This window comes from Bacillus sp. FSL L8-0358 (assembly GCF_038593095.1).
Taxonomy (GTDB): domain Bacteria; phylum Bacillota; class Bacilli; order Bacillales; family Bacillaceae; genus Bacillus; species Bacillus subtilis.
This window is the reverse complement of sequence record NZ_CP151962.1, coordinates 1856511-1875259: the sequence shown is the minus strand read 5'-3', so window position 1 is coordinate 1875259 and position 18749 is coordinate 1856511. Positions and strand designations below refer to the sequence as shown.

Below are 18749 nucleotides of genomic sequence, written 5' to 3'. Positions count from 1 at the left end.
ATTTGTCGAACGATTTACCAGAAACAGTTTACAGAGAATATAAAAAAGCACCTCGAGTTACGAAGTGCTACTTTCAATATGGCTGTTCAATTTTTTAATTATTGCGTCTATATCATCGCAGATTTCGTGCAAGTCTTCTAAAACCTTATAATAAATCACATCACTTATTTCATTTTTCTTCTCCAATATATAGATACGATCAAACCATATTACAATTAATTGAATTTCATTATGTGATAAATCAACTTTATCTAGAAAAGACAGATAGCTTGTCCACTGGTCATCGTAAATTATTTTGCCAAAGGCAACATATTCTATTGATGACCTTGAATATTCTTCTAAATTCTCCTTACTAAAAACATCATGCGTATATTTCAATAATCTAGAAATCCTTCTTTTTGCACCTTTGTATTCATTCTTTTGATTTTGCAGCCCGATAAAATACGGACCCATACTACCAAGCAATGCTCCAATCATTGCTGAAAGAATGTTAGAGAATGGTGCTAATCTTGTATTAAAAATAATCAATGACGCCACTATGCATAAAATTAAAGCAATAACTGTTAGTGGATAAGCATGTTTTCTCATAAACAGCATCATCGAATCACCTCCCACCAAAATTATCGGCTAAGGAGAGTGACAAAGGAACTTTTTGCAGAATTTGTCGAACGATTTTCTTTAAGTCACATATTTATTCTTTCTAAACTGCCACCGCACTCAAGCAGTTAACCGCCAATAGTCTATCCTGAGATTTACCGGAAGCAGTTTACAGAGAATATAAAAAAGCACCCATAAATAATAGGTGCTTCTTTTAATTATGAATTAATTTTCTTCATTTCTTTCTTTATTTCTAAAATAAGATCTAAGTCTGTAAAAGAACTATACACTAAATAATCTAAGTACTGTTCTTTACCTGTTTTAAGAAAAGTATAATAGCCTTCTAAAAGTGTTCTAAAATACTCATTAACACTAGCATTTGAAGGTTTTTTCCCAACATAACCATTACCAGCTGCAAATGACTCCAACCTAACAGCTATATCAAATTGCTTAAGGTTTTCAAAAGGAATCAATTTTAATTGTGGTTCTTTTGTTAGGATTAGACATGTATTATAGCTGTCATTGCCCTGTGATAATAACTCCTGTATTTTTTCTTTCGATATAAATTCTAATTCTTGGTAAGGTGTTATTTTATTCTCTAAGAAATCTATTGATTGTTTAATTCGATAATCTGGACTTATTTCTCTAAAATGATATAGCATCTTAAGAAATTCTTCTCTATCAATTTCATTTAAAAATAATTGACGGCTACCGAAAATAGTTCTCGAAAAGCTCGATTCGCTTATTAACTGTCCCTTTAAAGAAAAAATTTCTTTAGGTGTTAATGGACAATTAAAAAATATTCGTTCCCCTTCATGTGTGGCGAGAAACAAGTCAAGAGCCTTTTCCTGATCTGCTGTTAAATCAATTTTGTTTAAGAAGCCGTCTATTGCAACCAAATCATGTTTCTGAGTGTCTATGTAATAGTATGAATCATTAATTATATCTTCGAACTTAATAATTTTAGTTTTAAGTTTATTAGCGTTTAGCGCCGTTAGAAAATCTTCCATTAACCTAGAAGAACTTTCCGACTTTGTACTAAATAAAATAATTCTTTCTGGTTTCTTTTCAATAACAAGATTCTCTAGAAAATTTAATTGTTCTTTCATTATCTTTATTCTTCTTAATCCCAACAAACATGTTTTAATATCCTACTTTCTTTTATTGGTTTCCAAGACTAAAGGTTTATGCTCCTAGAGAAATAATACTCTTTTTTCAAAAAATATGCAATTTTCTATAACTATTATTTGCATCTCACAATACTCCGAGAGGAAGCCAAGTATAGCAAGATCGCACAATGAAACACGATAATACTATTCTCCCGATACGGACGCCTCAGACTAGCTGCTATCCAGGCTCAGAATGTTCCTCTCGTTTTGGCTCCATTCCTCAACACCTTTGTTCCGTATCCGAATTCGGTCTTGATAAGGGAAAGACGCATCTCCCGTGTATTTCGATAAGTTTTATTTATCGTATTTCGTTGATAGGTTAAGTTTATCGGGATTTCAAACATAAATAGTCCCCCTTTTTGTCCCCTAAAATGTCCCCTGTTTTATCGGGAATTTGTCGATAAAAAAAGCACTCAGATAATTCCGAGTGCTGTGGTAATACGTAAAATGGCACGCTGTTTTATTTCATAATAGGTGTCCTTCTTCATGCCGAGTTCCATATAGATATGAATGTCTTTTATTTGGCTGGCTGTTAAGTATTTTTTCTCAATGATCATCCGTTCTTCATCGTCCAGGCTGTTTTCTAACGCCCTTTCCATCTGTTTGACCTTCAATTCATTTAATATGAAAGAATCTCTGATAGAAGGAAACGGGCTGATGCCAGCGTCAACCGATTCCTTTTTATTCTCAAGCTGTACTTTCAAAGCACGATAATCTTTGAGTTCTTTGATCACGATTTTACGGACTGCCTTCAAATCCACAGGATGAAGGAATGAAAGTTGTTCTGTCACACCCGTCCTCCTTTCCTCTATTTTTCTTGTTCCCATTTTTGTATTCGGCTTTCTGCAATCTCCATCCAGATGAATGGAGCAATAAGAATGACGATTCCTATAATTAGATATATCATGATTACCTCCATATTAGTTCTGTTCCATCGTTTTTTTAAGTTTTATCTTCCATAAGTTTCTTTCTGAATCCATCATTTTCTGCACAACACTCTTCCCCAACTCGTTAAATTTCTGTATTATAAAATATGGTTATTAAAGGAGGATTTGAAAATGAATACTGATAATGTTATTTTGCGTGTGCACAATCTGGTTGAACAAGCATATAAAGAAGCTGGTGGTTCCTCTTTAGCCTCTTACAAAGAAACTTGGGCAAATGTATTTGAAGTAGATGAAAATGATACATCTTCATTATTATCTTCACTTTCATTACTTTTTGAATCGTTGAGAACAATCAGATCAATTATTGAATCTCATCCAAGTTTGAACGATGAAAAAAATATGGAATTTTTAAACCAAATTGAATTAGGGGTTTATCATGTTAATTTAAAAGATGGAACAATGAGCGAGTTTTATAAATATATAAAAGCCGAGACGCTTACAGCATTCTATTATATTGGTAAAACTCTATCTCTACTTAATGAGTTTTCGGCAAATGAACTTGACTCTGAAGAAATCAATTCCCTCATTTCAGAAATTGAAGAGTTAACGCATAGTTTTAGTATTTCTACTCTCCCTGATAAGATCAAACTTATTGCAATAAACAAATTAAATTTAATTAGAGAAGCTTTAACACAATATGCAATTACCGGACCAAAAGGTATTGAAGATATCCTTGAACAAACAATTGGATCAGTATGCTTAAATGCGGATTCTTTCATACCTGAATCAAACTCTCCTGAAGTTAAAGGTTTCTTTAAATTTATTAGTGAATTATCTCAACTATTAGGCGTTGGAAATTCCGCAGCTCAATTCATTGAACATATAACTAAATTTTTACCACCAGTAAAGTAAGGAAGAAATGACCTCCTTACTTTTTTTTCATTTCACCCTCTGAAACCGCTGCTCTCTGCTTACATCATCAATATTCATTTGATAGTCAGCCTCCCGTACGGCAGCAGCAAATGATTCAATCCCTTTTTCCCAAAGACCGTGACGCTCAATGATTTCCGAAAACTCCTCAACGTCATGTTCGCGAATTCCCCAGCTGTCTGGATCAGTGGCAGCGCCGTATACAGTCACCCATTTACTTTGGTCTTTCGGGTCTGGCTCTTCCCATTCTTCTCGAGTAAAATGGCAAAGCTCATGATCTACCAGGGCTGCGCGCTGTTCCTCCGGCATCGTCTTCCATGCAGCCTTATTGATAAACACGAATAGCATGTAATCCGTCATATGTCGTTCAAACGCTGTGCATTTTTTCGCCTTTCCTGCCCATTTGCTGTTACCCTCACGGAGATAAAAACCTATTTGCTGTTTAGCGTTTTTTAAATGTGGACGATGCGCTTTTAGCAAGCTGCCGTACTTCTCACGATTCTAGAGATCTATAATGCTTTTGTACGAATACTAGATAAAGCTGGTCTAGATTCATGCCCTTCGTTGACACACATGCTGTTTTGCTCCTTGAGTCAGGTGCTTCAATGAAATATGTAGAAGAACTGCTGGGTCATAAAAGTATTCAAGTTACGTCAGATATTTACTCACATATCAGCAAAAAGATTGATAGGGATTCAATGAATAAGTACGAAGATTATATCTCCACAATTATGGAGTAATTTTTTATTGTTTTTTTGTGGGTGTTTTGTGGGCGCTCTATGATTTATATTAAGTTATCAAAATTGTTAACCAATCAAAAAATCCCCTGACACCACTAGTGCCAAGGGATTGAGAGATTAATACTGAGACATATACTGTTCGCGCTCCCAAGGATGAACTTGTGTGCGGAACATATCCCATTCGATTTCTTTTGCTTCGATGAAGTGTTCGAATAGGTGCTCGCCCAGCGCTTTGACCATGACTTCGTTTGATTTGAATTCTTCTAGCGCTTCCGCAAGTGTTGCTGGAAGGTCAACGATTCCGTTTTCCATGCGCTCTTCTTTGCTCATCACATAGATGTTGCGGTCGATTGGAGCCGGCGCTTCCAGTTTGTTTTTGATTCCGTCTAATCCTGCAGCAAGCAATACGCTAAGTGCAAGGTATGGGTTTGCAGCTGGGTCTACGCTGCGTACTTCAACACGTGTGCTGATGCCGCGAGAAGCCGGGATACGGATAAGCGGGCTTCTGTTTTGCGCGCTCCATGCTACATAACAAGGTGCTTCATAGCCAGGAACAAGACGTTTGTAAGAGTTTACTGTCGGGTTTGTTACTGCTGTAAAGCTTGTTGCGTGCTTCACGATACCTGCAATAAAGTGTTTCGCTGTTTCACTTAACTGAAGGTCTGCGTTTTCGTCAAAGAATGCGTTAACACCATTTTTGAAGAGTGATAGATTGCAGTGCATACCTGAACCGTTCACACCGAACAATGGTTTTGGCATAAATGTCGCATGCAGGCCGTGTTTGCGGGCAATTGTTTTGACAACTAGTTTAAATGTTTGGATGTCATCACAAGAGCGGACTGCTCCAGCATATTTAAAGTCGATTTCGTGCTGACCAGGTGCTACTTCGTGGTGAGACGCTTCGATTTCAAAGCCCATCTCTTCAAGCTCAAGTACGATATCGCGGCGGCAGTTTTCTCCTAAATCCGTTGGAGCTAAGTCGAAATATCCGCCTTTGTCGTTTAGTTCAAGCGTTGGCTCGCCTTTTTCGTCCAATTTGAATAAGAAGAATTCTGGCTCAGGTCCAAGGTTAAAATCACTGAATCCGAGGTCTTCCATTTCTTTCAGAATCCGTTTTAAGTTGTTTCGCGGGTCACCTTCAAAAGGTGTGCCATCCGGATTGTAAATATCACAGATGAAACGTGCTACTTTACCTTTTTCAGCTGTCCATGGGAAGATAACAAATGTATTTAGATCTGGATACAGGTACATGTCTGACTCTTCAATACGAACGAATCCCTCAATAGAAGAACCGTCAAACATGACTTTATTATCAAGCGCTTTTCCAAGCTGGCTTACAGGAATCTCAACATTCTTGATTGTTCCAAGAATGTCAGTAAATTGAAGACGGATATACTTCACGTTTTCTTCTTTTACTAATTTTTCGATATCTTCTCTAGTGTACTTTGCCATTTGGTAAAATTCCTCCTCTTAAAAGGTAAATGTATATAGCAAAACAGTTGCTAACGGATTAATGAAAGAAGCGGGACATGTCGCCTTGACGGAATGTATTCCCTCTTTGAAAACGGCCGGCTTGCATGAGCTCGTTTTTCAGGAGCTGTCTCAGTTCGTCATCGGACAGATCATGTTTCATTGGTTTTTTCGTCTTCTCGCTTTGTTTTTGTTCTGGCTCGGCTTCGGCTTTCGCCAGAATCTGTTTAATTCCTGCCATGTTTACACCTTGTTCTATCAGGTGCTTGATTTCTAACAGTTTATCTACATCATGAAATGAAAATAATCGTCTATTCCCTTCACTTCTGGCTGGAAATATCAGTCCATTTTCCTCATAATATCGAATTTGTCTTGCTGATAACTCAGTTAACTGCATGACAATTCCTATTGGAAATAAAGGCATTGAGCGGCGAATATTATCACTCATCTCAATTTCCTCCTTTTCTTAACTTAGTTTCATTATAGGTGATGTTATATTTTGTGTCAATACGATGTAAGGATTCTTAACATCAAATACAGAGAAATTTTTAAAAAATTTAAATTAATTGCTTTTCCATCAATGAATCCACTGCACTGCATATGGCATTCTTCACATGCGAATAGGTTAATCCTCCCTGAACATACGCTACATACGGCGGGCGGATAGGGCCATCAGCTGATAATTCGATGCTTGCTCCTTGAATAAACGTGCCTGCTGCCATAATGACATCATCCTCGTATCCTGGCATGTAGGCTGGATAAGGCGTCACATGAGCATTGATTGGCGATGCATATTGAATAGCCTGGCAAAAAGCAATCATCTTTTCTCTGTCTGAAAACTCAACGGATTGTATTAAATCCGTTCTTTTCGCATCCCATTTCGGGTTTGAAGTGAAGCCGAGTTTTTCAAGGAATCTCGCTGTAAATACCGCTCCCTTTAAGCTTTGAGACACAACGTGAGGCGCCAAAAAGAAGCCTTGGTACATTTCTTGAAGCGAGTAAAGAGATGCCCCTGCTTCTCTGCCGATGCCAGGTGACGTCATACGGTATGAGCAAGCTTCAATCCATTTCGCTTTTCCGACGAGGTAGCCGCCTGTTTTCGCAAGGCCGCCGCCCGGATTTTTAATGAGAGAACCCGCCATCAGATCGGCTCCGACATGGCAAGGCTCAAGCTCTTCCACAAATTCTCCGTAACAGTTGTCCACAAAGACGATCAGGTTTTCATTGATTTCTTTTACAAAACGGATCATTTCTTTTATTTCACTAATTAAGAAAGAAGGGCGATTCGCATATCCTTTTGAGCGCTGAATGCCGATTACTTTGGTCTTCGGATTGATCGCATCGGCGACTGCATCATAGTCTATCTTTCCGTCTTTCGTCAGATCAACCGCATTATAGCCGATTTGAAAATCCTTTAACGATCCAGCGTTTTCTCCACCCCTGACGCCCACAATTTCCTCTAGCGTATCATACGGCTTGCCCGTGATATAAAGGAGCTCGTCCCCCGGTCTGAGGACACCGAACAAAGCAATCGAAATGGCATGTGTGCCTGAAATGATTTGCGGCCTTACAAGCCCCGCTTCTCCGCCAAACACATCCGCATATATGCTTTCAAGCGTGTCTCTTCCGATATCATCATAGCCATATCCAGTAGACGGCGTGAAATGAGTGTCGCTTACTTTGTGTTTTCTATAGCTTTGAAGCACTCTCCACTCATTTCGCTCGCTGATTTCTTCTATTTGTTTATGAATGCCTGCAATGTCCGCTTCCACTTCCATTGCCGTTTTCTTCAATAATTCTCCGTGTGTTAATGTGTCAAACATGTCTTTATATTTCCTTCCTACATATACTTCTTTAATTCACCGATGATACTTTGCTCTTCATGGACATAGCCGGATATGTCATACTGTTCATTTTCTTCATTAAAATAGAAGCGGTCTACCATCGTTTCCGATTTGATTCTGGAAAGGAGCTTCCCTTCACTTGCCGGCACATGTGCTTCAAAAGACGTTAACAGTTCTTGGCGCAAATAGCGCTGAATCGCTTCTTTAAAGGCTGCAGCGTCGTCCTCAAATTTCGCACTGACCATAATGTGATCCCTTCCGGCGGACGGTATAAAATCAGGCAGTTTTTGATCACGTTTATTGTAAGCCGTCAGCATCGGGATATCATCTGCTTCAAGCTCCTCAAGAAGCCCAAGCACTGTTTTTTCATGTCCCACATAATCCTCATTTGAAGAATCAATTAAATGCAGGATCAAATCCGCTTCTTTTACTTCCTCAAGCGTTGAGCGGAATGCAGCAATCAATGTCGTCGGAAGATCCTGAATAAATCCTACTGTATCTGAAAGAAGAACACTGTAGCCGCTTGGCAGGACCATTTTTCTGGTCATCGGGTCGAGCGTGGCAAACAGGAGGTCTTCTTCATAGCTGTCAGCACTCGTCAGGCGGTTGAACCATGTTGATTTCCCTGCGTTTGTATAGCCGACAAGCGCAATTTGAAGCACACCGTTTTTCTTTCTTCTTTCACGGTATCGGCTTCTATGGCGAATGACAGTGGAAAGCTGTGTGTTGATTTCATGAATGCGATTTCTGATATGGCGGCGGTCGGTTTCCAGTTTCGTTTCCCCGGGACCTCTTGCCCCAATTCCTCCGCCTTGCCGGGAGAGATTGATCCCTTGTCCCGTCAGACGCGGCAGTGCATATTGCAGCTGAGCCAGCTCAATTTGAAGTTTGCCTTCTCTCGTTCTCGCCCGCTTTGCAAAAATATCTAATATCAATTGCGTGCGGTCAATCATCTTCACTTCAATTGCTGTTGCCAATGACTTCAGCTGACTTGGCGACAGTTCATCATTAAAGATGAGGAGATCAGCTTCAAGCTCTTCCACCAGTGCCTTCAGCTCTTCTACCTTCCCTTTTCCTATATATGTAGCGGCGTCAGCCCTGTTCCGTTTTTGTGTGACGCTGGTCAGTACTTTTCCGTCTGCTGTTTTCGTCAGAGATGCTAGCTCTTCCATAGAATTTTCAAAATGCTCATCCGTGATATGCGGCAGCTGACATCCGACTAAAATGGCTTTCTCCTGAATCGTTTCTTGTTCGTTCAAATGGATGTTCCTTTCTTTTGCATATTGGGCAGTAGTATTATCATACCAAACCCTGCATGTGTATACCACAAATCGATTGCTTTGAAAAGCGGAAATACGAGCAAAAAACAGACCTCTCAAAAACTGAGAGGTCTATGCAGATCCAGATGCTTCTTCTTTAATGGAAAGATCTTGGCTTTTGATGGTCATCAAGTCGCTTTTTAAGTATTGGTCTCCCATTAAAAGCCTCATGGCTTGTGCTCTGATCGATTTTTCGATCACATTTCTGACAAAACGTCCATTGCTGAATTTAATGGGACTTGTCGTGCTTTTCACTGTCATTAAGTAATCTTTCAATTTCCATTCAGCTTCTTGACTGAGCTGGTATTCCCTTTCATCGATCATTCGTTTCGCAATCTCCATGAGCTGGGTCACAGAATAATCCGGAAAATCAATGGAGATGGGAAATCTTGATTGGAGTCCGGGATTTAACGAGAGAAAATGATCCATTTCCCGTGAATATCCGGCGAGTATCAAAATAAACTCATGCTGTTTGTCTTCCATATGCTTTACAAGTGTGTCGATCGCTTCTTTCCCAAAGTCCTTTTCGCCGCCTCTTGCCAGCGAGTAGGCTTCGTCTATAAACAAAATGCCACCTAATGACTTTTTGATTAAATCTCTCGTCTTTTGGGCGGTGTGTCCGATATACTCCCCGACCAGGTCAGCCCGCTCCGCTTCTATTAAGTGGCCTTTTGACAGGACATTCATTTCAAAGAACAGCTTGCCGATGAGCCGTGCAACCGTCGTTTTTCCCGTTCCCGGATTTCCTTTAAACATCATGTGCAGCGCTTGCTTTCCAACCTTCAAGCCTTGCTCCGCGCGTTTTTGGTTCACAAAAATCCAGGCGTATATTTCCTTGATGTTGCGTTTCATTTCCTCCATCCCAACTAATGCGCTCATCTCTTTTTCGATTTCCTTCAAAATGCCGTGCTTTGCTTCGTTTTTTTGCAATGCAGCCTGATATTCCGCCTCTGCCTCAGCATTCGTCAGCACCTGCTTTTGCCCGTTCAGAATAATGTTGATCTGTCCGTTGTTTTTATAAGTCACAGCGCGCTCCAACATCTTCACCTCTCTGTTCTCTCTATATGATATTCAAGCGGATGCCGATTGTGACAAACGCCTATCATGTGTCGAAACAATTGCTTTTTTCGGGAACAATAAGGAATCCTGCGCTTTCCCGAGAAATACTTTATTTCTTATTGTATTCACGGACATGGGGTGGACAAACCATGAGATTTTGTTTTTAATCATTTTGTCAGAGTATTATAGTGAGCTTCTTTCTCATTATTTTCTCCATTCGCCAATCCTTTTTTCATGCAACGGGCTGTTTTTTGTACAAAGCGTATTACCCGCCCTAAGATACCTGAAATGTTTTTCTTTTTTTCGATTTATAAAGTGGTGTCTTTAATGAAAGGAGCTTTTCTCATCAATTTACGTTTCAAATGCTTGATTTAATATGAACCAGCAGGAATCAGTGCAGGTTAACCGAACCCATAGTACATACAAACATATGGCGCATGCACAGATTTCATGTCGGACCGTATCTGTTGTCGCTTCATGTTGAATTGTGCGCTTTCCCGAGAAATAATTTCCGGATGTGAAAGGGTTATTTCCTCATATTTCAGTTGAATGATAATCGTACAAGCAGAAGCCGTGTTTTTTCATATCCTGTAATGAGGTGATGAAAAATGGTTAAAATTTTTATTGATCCTGGCCATGGCGGGTCTGATCCAGGCGCAACAGGTAATGGCCTTCAGGAAAAAACGTTAACCCTGCAAATCGCTTTAGCCTTACGTACGATATTAACTAATGAATATGAAGGCATTTCTTTGCTGCTGAGCCGGACAAGCGACCAATATGTCAGCTTAAACGACAGGACAAATGCCGCAAATAACTGGGGAGCAGATTTCTTTTTGTCCATTCACGTTAATTCCGGGGGAGGCACAGGTTTTGAAAGCTATATTTATCCAGGTGTAGGAGCCCCGACGACGACTTATCAATCGACAATTCACTCTGAAGTGATACAAGCTGTCGACTTTGCCGATCGCGGCAAAAAAACAGCGAACTTCCACGTCCTAAGGGAGTCGGCAATGCCTGCCCTCTTGACCGAGAACGGTTTCATTGATACCGTTGCCGATTCAAATAAGCTGAAAACGAGCAGTTTTATTCAAAGCTTAGCGAGAGGACATGCAAACGGGCTGGAGCAAGCCTTCAACCTAAAAAAAACGTCCAGCTCAGGGTTATATAAGGTTCAAATCGGCGCATTTAAAGTCAAAACGAATGCCGACTCGCTCGCAAGTAAAGCCGAAGCCAAAGGTTTTGACTCGATTGTCCTTTTAAAGGACGGATTATACAAAGTGCAGATTGGCGCATTTTCATCCAAAGACAATGCAGACACCCTCGCTGCCAGAGCGAAAAATGCCGGCTTTGACGCTATTGTGATCCTAGAATCATAGCCGAGACGGGGACGAGCGTCTCATAAAAAAACCCGGCTCCTCATCGCGAGAAACCGGGTTTTTTTATTCAAGAATATCAACAACAAACTGTGACCATGTTTCCAGACGGTTGTAGATGTCATCCTGTTTTAATTCAGAAACTTTCATCCATTTACCCGCAATTTGTTCTTTCTCCTTCACTTCCACTTGTGCGCCAGGCTTTAATTGAAGCGCAGAAAGAATACCGATATGCACTTTGCCAACACTGTTTTCATCATCATTGATCAATCCCAGTGTGACAATCGCCTGTTTATCTTCTTCATTTATTTGCAGTTCTTCCTCAAGCTCACGGTCTGTGTTCAGCTTTAAGACTTCAGCAAATGAAGCTGCCCCTTCGATGGCGTTCATATGACCGCCAAAGCCGAGAGAAAGCTTGTTGTGCAGTCGTGATTCACCGCCGCCAGCCAGCCGCTCGTAAAGAAAAACTTCATCTTCACGCTTAATGACGACATAAGGTATCGGCTGCTTGAAACGCGGATCTTCTTCTGCGTCCCCTCTTCTCATTTCACGATAGGCTGCTTCAATCTGAGCCATGATTTCGGCTACTCTGCTATCTTCACTGTACACGCCCTGGAAGGTTAAGCTTTCTTTCTTAAACACATCATCGCGCGGGGCAACTAAAATCATTTCGTCCATTTTTCCCATGGGTACTGCGTCCTCCTCATTTGAACCTTCAAGCCGAAAAGAGCAGATATTATATCTGCTCTTTTTCATCTTCAAAATAAAAGTCATCATCTTTGAGCGGCTCAACTGTCGCTTTTTTATAACCATTCCCCTTCATAGAGAAGAAGTCATGCGATTTTGTTTTTGTGTTTAATCCGTTTAAAACGATCGGATTAATGTCTTCCTCTTCGAAGTATGGATCAAATCCAAGGTTCATCAGCGCTTTATTCGCATTATAGCGGATGAATTTCTTTACATCATGTGAGAGACCGACTTGATCGTACAAGTCCTCTGTATACTCAAGCTCATTTTCATATAACTGATTCAGGAGGTCGATCGCAAATTCACGAAGCTCTGCTTTTTTCTCTTCTGTCTGTTTATTATAAATTTCCTGAGCAAGGAGACCGACATACACGCCGTGAATCGCTTCGTCACGAAGGATCAGGTTAATGATCTCACCGCTTTGCATCAGTTTTCCTTGTCCGTAGAAATATAACGGATAATAGAAACCGCTGTAGAAAAGGAAGCTTTCCAGATAGACGGAAGCAACCATCGCTTTGAACAGTGAAATTTCATCATCTTTTTGAATGGCTTTGTAAAGCCCGACAATCATTTGCGCTTTTTTCTGCAAATATTTATTTTGTTTAACCCATTCAAATACTTCATTGATCGTTTCAGTCGGTGCAAGGGTCATGAAAATATTAGAGTACGACTTCGCATGGACAGCGTTCTCCATCATTGCCATAAAGTTCAGCACCGCTTTCCGCTGGTGGCCATCTACGTGTTCAGCCACGATCGGCATCCCCGTATTCCCCTGCTCTGTATCAAGAAGCGTAAGTCCGGCCAGTACCTTCATATAAGTGTCCTGCTCATTTTTTCCGAGGTACTTCCATGTGAGGAGATCGCCGTTTAAAGCAATCTCTTCCGGAAGCCAGAACTGTTTCACGTTTTGGTTATAGAACATTTGGGTAAAATCGTCTTCATGCTTTGACCAGTTTGCTGCGTCATAAATTTTTGTCACTATAAACTCTCCTTTAATCAAACAACACAAGAAAGGCAGCTGTCTTGCCCAGTATCTTTCGTTCTTGCATAGTAAATGGTTTTAATTCCTCTATGATGTGCATACAGATCGATTCGGTTTAAATCACGGGTCGTCATTGTGTCTTTTAAGAACAATGTAAAGCTGATTCCCTGATCAATGTGCTGCTGGATAGTGGCGATCATATCCACAACCTTGAACATGTCCATATCGTAGGCTTCTTTATAGAAGAACCAGTTATTAGATGCAAGCCCAGGCATTGGGTAGTACGTTTTTGAGTTGCCGTATGTTCGTTCTTCAATGCGTTCCATAATCGGCATAACAGACGCCGTACTTGATTGGACGTATGAGATAGAGCCTGTTGGCGCAATGCATAATCTGTAGCTGTGATACATACCGTGTTCAGCCACAAATGCTTTTAGCTTTTTCCAGTCCTCTGTCGTCGGGATATGCATACCTTCAAACAGATTAGCGATTTTTTCATATTTCGGTGAGAAATCAGTAGAAACGTATTTGTCAAAGTATTCACCTGTCGCATAGGTTGAGCCTTCATATTGATCAAACGTTTCGCCCTTCTCTTTTGCGATTTCCGCAGAACGCTGGATGGAGTAGAAGTTCACCATCATAAAGAACGTGTTTGCAAAGTCACGCGCTTCCGGACTTTCATACGCAATGCCGTTTTGCGCAAGGTAGCCGTGAAGGTTCATAGCACCGAGGCCGATTGATTTCATCGCTTTGTTTGCCCGTCTTACAGCAGGCGCATTACGGATGTCAGTTGTTTCAGACACGTGTGTTAAAGAGTCTGTCGCAAGCTTGACTGTCTTTTCGATTGATTTATGCTCCATGACATTGAGAATGTTAAGCGAGCCCAGGTTGCAGGAAATATCCAGACCGATTTCATCTTCTTCATCATAGTCTGTGTATGAAGAAACTTGAGATGCCTGCAGCACTTCAGAGCAAAGGTTAGAAAATTTGACCTTCGAAATATGGTTATTCGCATGCACTTTATTCACGTTATCTTGGAACATGATGTATGGATAGCCTGATTCAGAACGAAGCATCGCCAATTTTTCAAGCAGTTTCCGCGGGTTGATTTTTTCCTTTTTCACCCGAGGGTTGTCGACAAACTTGTCGTACATTTCGTTCATGTCCATCTCATCCATGTGCTGGCCGTACTCTTTATAAATCGTGTGCGGGTAGAATACATAAGCCGCTTTGTCCTCGCGTGCAAGCTCAACGAACTTATCCGGAATGACAACACCGATCGAAAGCGTTTTGACACGCACATCTTCATCCGCAGAAATCTTTTTCGTATCAAGAAAATCATTGATATCGCGGTGGAAAATGTTTAAATACGCCGCGCCGGACCCTTGTCTTTGTCCCATTTGGTCAGCATAACGGAACGCGTTATCAAGAAGCTTCATGACGCCTACAACGCCTTTTGTCGCATTCTCAACATCTTTAATGGCTTCACCTTTCGCGCGAAGCTTGGACAGGTTAAGAGAAACCCCTCCGCCCAGTTTAGAAAGCTGCATGGAGATATCGATCGCTCTTGAAATGTCATTTAAAGAATCATTAACTTCCAGCAAGAAGCAGCTCACAAGTTCACCGCGGCGTTTTCTGCCGGCATTCAAAAATGTCGGTGTGCTCGGCTGATATTCCTGATTGATCATCAGGTGCACATATTCCTTTGCTTTCTCAGTGTCGCCGTTTGCGAAGAACAGCGCAACAATTGAGATCCGGTCCTCATAACGCTCGAGGATTCTTTTCTTGTCATTCGTTTTCAAAGCATAGTCATTATAAAATTTAAACGCACTCATGAAGGAAGGAAAACGAAACTTCTTTGCGTAAGCTGTCTTAAACACTTCTTTAATGTCTTCAAAAGAATAAAGGCTTAAGAACTCCTCTTCGTAGTATTGGTTTTCAATCAAATAATCCAGCTTCTCTTTTAAATCGTGAAAGTACACTGTGTTTTGATTGATATAGTCTACAAAATAGCTATGTACAGCCTCTTTATCCTTATCAAACTGGAATTTTCCATCTTTTTGGATCATGATTTCGTTATTTAACTGGATCCATTTTGGCACTTGATTTTGTGACAACTCTTTCTACCTCCTGAGTAAACAATTCAACGTCTTTAGATGTGCCGCTGAGTTCAAATTTGTGCAAGATCGGCACCTGATATTGTCTTGAAATGGTATCGGCGCTTTTTGCAAAGTTATCGCCCCATACTTTGTTGCCGCTCGCAGCGACTCCTAATAAGAGATGGGCGTATTTTTCGAGAAATGATTGTGTTGATGCCGGTACCTGACCGAAGTTTGTCGTGTAGGTGACCAAAACAAACGGAGTGTCCACGTGGTCCATTTCGTCCACCTTGCGTATCTGCTGAAAGCCTGTTTTATTCACAAACCGCTGAACATTCCCTGTTTTCGAATCAAATATGATTTGTACCACGTTTTATCACGACCTATCAAAAAATATGAATCTCTCATCACTAACACTATATATAGTATACTACCCTCTAGCAAAAACACAATATATAGATTCGTTTTTATGAAAAATTCATATTTTGATCAAATCAGGCAAATGGGCAGACTCATTAGGGCCCAAAAAAGAGAGCAGAACGAGAATCATCTCTCGTCCTACTCGGGGTGTCGTTTTTTAGCCGATGTATATCATAACATGAAAAAAAACTGCTTAGTAGTCTAGATTTTTTTTTCTTAAGCTATCACAGCATTTTTCGCTCTCTACTGTTTCTTCTATTTCAACATCCGCGCCGATCTCTTCTAAAACCGCCTTCAAAGCAGTGATAATTGACGCTTCTCTGATTAATTCTTTTCCGTTCACAATGATACTTGTTCCGTATTCATAGCAAGAATCATCTTCGCAAATTTCTTCCCAATGATTCACGATCACTTTATGCTTCATGTTTTCACCCTCTGTTTGATCTGTGTCTGTATTTAGTTTAGCGGCTGGCATCCGCTTTGTAAATTCGAATGCTTGTGAATTTTATTCAAGTTCATCATCCGCGTATTCTTTCTTCAGCTTTACCTCATTGCGGGACTCATTATACTCATAAATTTTGATATAGCCGTCCTCCATAACGCCAAAATGGTTATGTTCAAGCGGAAACGAGGTGGGCTGAGGCGTTTCATAGTCTGAATTGCCGCTGTCTGTTTCAATAATGGTATCTTGATTCCCGCACGCCCCGAACAGTAAAAAAACAGCTATCCATACAAGTGCAATCCTGATTCGTCTCAGTTCTGCTTCACTTTCAAACAAGGTCGATCACTCCCAAATTCATTTTATACATAATATACCATTTTCACTTCCGTATGTTGTTCTCATAAAAAAAGACCGTGCCTTAGCATGGTCAGCTTACACAAAGCTTGGAGCAAAAGTGGATTCATGTTAAAAATGGCCGCCGGGAACCCCGGCAGCCTTTCTTCATGTCTTGACATGGCATTTTTTGATCTATTCGAGTTCAAGCTGGACGTTTTTTTGCGGCGCAAACGTTGAGATCGCATGTTTATATATAAGCTGCTGCTTACCTTCCGATTCCAACAATACGGTAAAGTTATCAAAGCCTTTCACCTGGCCCCGCAACTGAAAGCCGTTCAGCAAAAAAACAGTGACATACGTATTTTCTTTCCGGATTTGATTCAAAAACTGATCCTGAATATTAATCGGTTTCATGTTTCGTCCTCCTTGATTCTCTATATCATACAGTTTCGATTAAAGTTCGAGTTTTCCTGCTATATGTGTGAAAATTTCCTTTTTTTTCAGCTCCATATCAACAGGCGGTGTCATATCGAACCATGTGACCTGCATTTTGTTGCGAAACCACGTCAGCTGGCGTTTCGCATACCGCCTCGAGTTCTGCTTTAGCTGTTCGACAGCATCGGAAAGTGTCACAAAACCGTCAAAATATGCATACAGCTCTTTATAGCCTATCGCCTGTATTGATTGACAGTCTCTCACGTTCTTGTCGTATAAGCGCTTCACTTCCGGAAGAAGACCTGACTCCATCATCATATCGACCCGCTGATTAATTCTTTCGTAAAGTGTGTCTCTATCCATTGTCAGGCCGATTAACATCGCATTGTACAGAAGTTCTCGTTTTTGTTCCTTCAAATGCTGGGACATCGTTTTTCCGGACGTATGTAAAATTTCCAGTGCGCGAATGACTCTTCTTGTATTATTCGGATGAATCGCAGCTGCTGCCTCGGGATCTGCTGCAGCAAGTTTGGCATGAAGAAAGTCAGCGCCTTCCCGCTCAGCAGCCATTTGCATGCTCTCTCGAAACACGGGATCATTTGCCTCTTCCGTAAATGTATAATCGTAAAGCACAGATTGTATATAAAGCCCTGTACCGCCGACAATCATCGGAAGCTTTCCTCTATTTGCAATCTCGCTGATTTTATTTCTTACTAAGCTTTGATAATCGGCAGTAGAGAAAGAGTCTTGGGGATCTAAAATGTCAATCAGATGGTGGGGCACTCCCTCCATCTCCTGTTCGGTAATTTTAGCTGTTCCAATATCCATCCCTTTATAAATCTGCATTGAATCTCCGCTGATAATTTCCGCGTTTAAGGATTTGGCTAGCTGAATACTTAAATTGGTTTTCCCCACTGCCGTCGGTCCGACTAAAATGACAACGGGTTGCTTCGTATTATTCAATATGTATCACTCTCTTTTATAAATCTCCCCCCATTATAGCATTCAACATGGACAACCACCTATCCATTTTGCCCTTTTTTTGCATCGGTAAACATCCTTCTACCAGCCGAGCGGCTCATTGCCGACAATTTCCCTTGTCTTTCCTTTCAGGGTATGACGATGCGTTTTTCTTCTGTCATCTCCTGGATCGTACACAACCCCTCCGTACTGGATCTCAATCGGCTCGTTATAGGCCAGATACGTCGTTTCTTCGATTTCATGATAATGTGTGCCATCTGCTAAGGGAATCGCCGGCCCTGAGATTCCGTAATACCGATGAAAATGGCCGTTTTCAAATGAAGTGATCCCTGTATAGTAATGTGTATGCTGATCGGTATTTGATCCGTTTGCCGGCTGAGTAAACCCTTCAATGAGATGATAATGGCCCTGTTCTCTCGTTGTTTTGACATGATAAGCATGTGCGTGGGGCGGTGCTTTTGACCAGTCAGACTGATACAGGCCCAATGTGTTCACATCCTCCTTTTCCTCGATTCGCCCAATCAAATCCGGGCAGGCTGAATACACTGCATCATCTACACTTTATTACAGGAGGAAAGAAAACATGAACGAGTTAGAAAATTTCAGCCCTGAAGATACAAGAATATTTGGAAGACCGTTCGGATTCGGGAGACCATTTGGGTTTGGAAGACCGTTCGGGTTCGGTTACGGGTTTGGAAGACCCGGATTTGGTTATGGATTTGGTTTTGGCCGGCCATTCGGATTTTTTGGAGGACCGTTTATCGGCGGCCTTGCAGGCGGGCTTATAGGAAGCGCTTTATTTAATCCCTATTTGTATGGCGGATACCCCTATTATCCGTATGCCCCGTTCCCTTATTATTATTAAACGCAAAAGACCCCTTAAAAAGGGGTCTTTTTAAGTGTGTGAAAATGAATCTCT

21 protein-coding genes are annotated in these 18749 nt (G+C 41.0%); 3 read left to right on the top strand and 18 right to left on the bottom strand.

The annotated features are described in order from the left end of the window. Nucleotides 1–57: 57 nt before the first annotated feature. The 3 genes from NYE49_RS09440 to NYE49_RS09430 all read right to left on the bottom strand — a co-directional run bounded on the left by NYE49_RS09440 (nt 58) and on the right by NYE49_RS09430 (nt 2593). On the bottom strand, nt 58–600 hold the full coding sequence (locus tag NYE49_RS09440) for a hypothetical protein (RefSeq protein ID WP_124059886.1): 543 nt from the start codon (nt 598–600) through the stop codon (nt 58–60). 215 nt (nt 601–815) lie between these two features. Beyond that, nucleotides 816–1706: a hypothetical protein gene (locus NYE49_RS09435; protein WP_342411005.1), complete on the bottom strand. Its 891-nt coding sequence runs from the start codon at nt 1704–1706 to the stop codon at nt 816–818. A 473-nt stretch (nt 1707–2179) separates the two neighbouring features. After that, nucleotides 2180–2593, bottom strand: a complete 414-nt coding sequence (locus NYE49_RS09430; protein ID WP_187954195.1) for an ArpU family phage packaging/lysis transcriptional regulator — start codon at nt 2591–2593, stop codon at nt 2180–2182. Between the two features lie 231 nt (nt 2594–2824). Here NYE49_RS09430 and NYE49_RS09425 point away from each other — a divergent pair, with 231 nt between their 5' ends. Next, on the top strand, nt 2825–3565 hold the full coding sequence (locus tag NYE49_RS09425) for a hypothetical protein (protein WP_342411004.1): 741 nt from the start codon (nt 2825–2827) through the stop codon (nt 3563–3565). Nucleotides 3566–3592: 27 nt separating this feature from the next. Here the strand turns inward: NYE49_RS09425 and NYE49_RS09420 are convergent, their stop codons facing one another. The 6 genes from NYE49_RS09420 to spoVK all read right to left on the bottom strand — a co-directional run bounded on the left by NYE49_RS09420 (nt 3593) and on the right by spoVK (nt 9997). Further along, on the bottom strand, nt 3593–4063 hold the full coding sequence (locus NYE49_RS09420; protein WP_187954196.1) for a putative metallopeptidase: 471 nt from the start codon (nt 4061–4063) through the stop codon (nt 3593–3595). Nucleotides 4064–4440: 377 nt separating this feature from the next. Further along, nucleotides 4441–5775 carry a type I glutamate--ammonia ligase gene (gene glnA, locus NYE49_RS09415; protein ID WP_003231737.1) on the bottom strand — a complete coding sequence of 445 codons (1335 nt, stop codon included), beginning with the start codon at nt 5773–5775 and terminating at the stop codon, nt 4441–4443. A gap of 58 nt (nt 5776–5833) precedes the next feature. After that, the gene (gene glnR / locus NYE49_RS09410) at nt 5834–6241 is read right to left on the bottom strand and encodes a transcriptional repressor GlnR (protein ID WP_014476884.1); all 408 of its coding nucleotides are present in this window, start codon (nt 6239–6241) and stop codon (nt 5834–5836) included. Between the two features lie 109 nt (nt 6242–6350). Continuing rightward, on the bottom strand, nt 6351–7616 hold the full coding sequence (locus NYE49_RS09405; RefSeq protein ID WP_342411002.1) for an aminotransferase class I/II-fold pyridoxal phosphate-dependent enzyme: 1266 nt from the start codon (nt 7614–7616) through the stop codon (nt 6351–6353). A 17-nt stretch (nt 7617–7633) separates the two neighbouring features. Beyond that, the gene (gene hflX / locus NYE49_RS09400; RefSeq protein WP_342411001.1) at nt 7634–8896 is read right to left on the bottom strand and encodes a GTPase HflX; all 1263 of its coding nucleotides are present in this window, start codon (nt 8894–8896) and stop codon (nt 7634–7636) included. Nucleotides 8897–9028: 132 nt separating this feature from the next. After that, nucleotides 9029–9997: a stage V sporulation protein K gene (gene spoVK / locus NYE49_RS09395; protein WP_003231746.1), complete on the bottom strand. Its 969-nt coding sequence runs from the start codon at nt 9995–9997 to the stop codon at nt 9029–9031. A gap of 626 nt (nt 9998–10623) precedes the next feature. On the opposite strand from spoVK, the gene cwlC reads away from it, so the two are divergent. Then, a complete protein-coding gene (gene cwlC / locus NYE49_RS09390; RefSeq protein WP_342411000.1) occupies nt 10624–11391 on the top strand; it encodes a sporulation-specific N-acetylmuramoyl-L-alanine amidase in 768 nt (255 codons plus the stop codon). Nucleotides 11392–11454: 63 nt separating this feature from the next. Here the strand turns inward: cwlC and NYE49_RS09385 are convergent, their stop codons facing one another. The 9 genes from NYE49_RS09385 to NYE49_RS09345 all read right to left on the bottom strand — a co-directional run bounded on the left by NYE49_RS09385 (nt 11455) and on the right by NYE49_RS09345 (nt 18325). Then, nucleotides 11455–12075, bottom strand: coding sequence for a hypothetical protein (locus NYE49_RS09385; protein ID WP_003245105.1), 621 nt, complete (start codon nt 12073–12075; stop codon nt 11455–11457). Between the two features lie 49 nt (nt 12076–12124). Continuing rightward, nucleotides 12125–13114, bottom strand: coding sequence for a class 1b ribonucleoside-diphosphate reductase subunit beta (gene nrdF / locus NYE49_RS09380; RefSeq protein ID WP_003231754.1), 990 nt, complete (start codon nt 13112–13114; stop codon nt 12125–12127). Between the two features lie 17 nt (nt 13115–13131). Continuing rightward, a complete protein-coding gene (gene nrdE / locus NYE49_RS09375) occupies nt 13132–15234 on the bottom strand; it encodes a class 1b ribonucleoside-diphosphate reductase subunit alpha (RefSeq protein ID WP_014476877.1) in 2103 nt (700 codons plus the stop codon). After that, nucleotides 15194–15586: a class Ib ribonucleoside-diphosphate reductase assembly flavoprotein NrdI gene (gene nrdI, locus NYE49_RS09370; RefSeq protein ID WP_003231758.1), complete on the bottom strand. Its 393-nt coding sequence runs from the start codon at nt 15584–15586 to the stop codon at nt 15194–15196. Before nrdI ends, nrdE begins: the two co-directional genes overlap by 41 nt. 243 nt (nt 15587–15829) lie before the next feature. Beyond that, entirely contained in the window at nt 15830–16060 is a 231-nt protein-coding gene (locus tag NYE49_RS09365; protein WP_003245262.1) for a hypothetical protein, read from the bottom strand. Nucleotides 16061–16141: 81 nt separating this feature from the next. Continuing rightward, nucleotides 16142–16414, bottom strand: a complete 273-nt coding sequence (locus tag NYE49_RS09360; protein WP_014479841.1) for a YmzC family protein — start codon at nt 16412–16414, stop codon at nt 16142–16144. Between the two features lie 192 nt (nt 16415–16606). Beyond that, nucleotides 16607–16828 carry an RNA chaperone Hfq gene (gene hfq, locus NYE49_RS09355; RefSeq protein ID WP_003221097.1) on the bottom strand — a complete coding sequence of 74 codons (222 nt, stop codon included), beginning with the start codon at nt 16826–16828 and terminating at the stop codon, nt 16607–16609. A 39-nt stretch (nt 16829–16867) separates the two neighbouring features. Then, nucleotides 16868–17812 carry a tRNA (adenosine(37)-N6)-dimethylallyltransferase MiaA gene (gene miaA, locus NYE49_RS09350; protein WP_342410999.1) on the bottom strand — a complete coding sequence of 315 codons (945 nt, stop codon included), beginning with the start codon at nt 17810–17812 and terminating at the stop codon, nt 16868–16870. 99 nt (nt 17813–17911) lie between these two features. Beyond that, nucleotides 17912–18325, bottom strand: a complete 414-nt coding sequence (locus NYE49_RS09345; protein ID WP_003231769.1) for a YmaF family protein — start codon at nt 18323–18325, stop codon at nt 17912–17914. Between the two features lie 88 nt (nt 18326–18413). On the opposite strand from NYE49_RS09345, the gene NYE49_RS09340 reads away from it, so the two are divergent. After that, nucleotides 18414–18695: a hypothetical protein gene (locus tag NYE49_RS09340; RefSeq protein ID WP_014664059.1), complete on the top strand. Its 282-nt coding sequence runs from the start codon at nt 18414–18416 to the stop codon at nt 18693–18695. Nucleotides 18696–18749 lie beyond the last annotated feature (54 nt).

Bases quoted from the DNA above. Each gene is read 5' to 3' on its own strand.
- NYE49_RS09440 (WP_124059886.1), bottom strand. From the start codon at position 600: ATGATGCTGTTTATGAGAAAACATGCTTATCCACTAACAGTTATTGCT.
- NYE49_RS09435 (WP_342411005.1), bottom strand. From the start codon at position 1,706: ATGAAAGAACAATTAAATTTTCTAGAGAATCTTGTTATTGAAAAGAAA.
- NYE49_RS09430 (WP_187954195.1), bottom strand. From the start codon at position 2,593: ATGGGAACAAGAAAAATAGAGGAAAGGAGGACGGGTGTGACAGAACAA.
- NYE49_RS09425 (WP_342411004.1), top strand. From the start codon at position 2,825: ATGAATACTGATAATGTTATTTTGCGTGTGCACAATCTGGTTGAACAA.
- glnA (WP_003231737.1), bottom strand. From the start codon at position 5,775: ATGGCAAAGTACACTAGAGAAGATATCGAAAAATTAGTAAAAGAAGAA.
- glnR (WP_014476884.1), bottom strand. From the start codon at position 6,241: ATGAGTGATAATATTCGCCGCTCAATGCCTTTATTTCCAATAGGAATT.
- NYE49_RS09405 (WP_342411002.1), bottom strand. From the start codon at position 7,616: ATGTTTGACACATTAACACACGGAGAATTATTGAAGAAAACGGCAATG.
- spoVK (WP_003231746.1), bottom strand. From the start codon at position 9,997: ATGTTGGAGCGCGCTGTGACTTATAAAAACAACGGACAGATCAACATT.
- cwlC (WP_342411000.1), top strand. From the start codon at position 10,624: ATGGTTAAAATTTTTATTGATCCTGGCCATGGCGGGTCTGATCCAGGC.
- NYE49_RS09385 (WP_003245105.1), bottom strand. From the start codon at position 12,075: ATGGGAAAAATGGACGAAATGATTTTAGTTGCCCCGCGCGATGATGTG.
- NYE49_RS09365 (WP_003245262.1), bottom strand. From the start codon at position 16,060: ATGAAGCATAAAGTGATCGTGAATCATTGGGAAGAAATTTGCGAAGAT.
- hfq (WP_003221097.1), bottom strand. From the start codon at position 16,828: ATGAAACCGATTAATATTCAGGATCAGTTTTTGAATCAAATCCGGAAA.
- NYE49_RS09340 (WP_014664059.1), top strand. From the start codon at position 18,414: ATGAACGAGTTAGAAAATTTCAGCCCTGAAGATACAAGAATATTTGGA.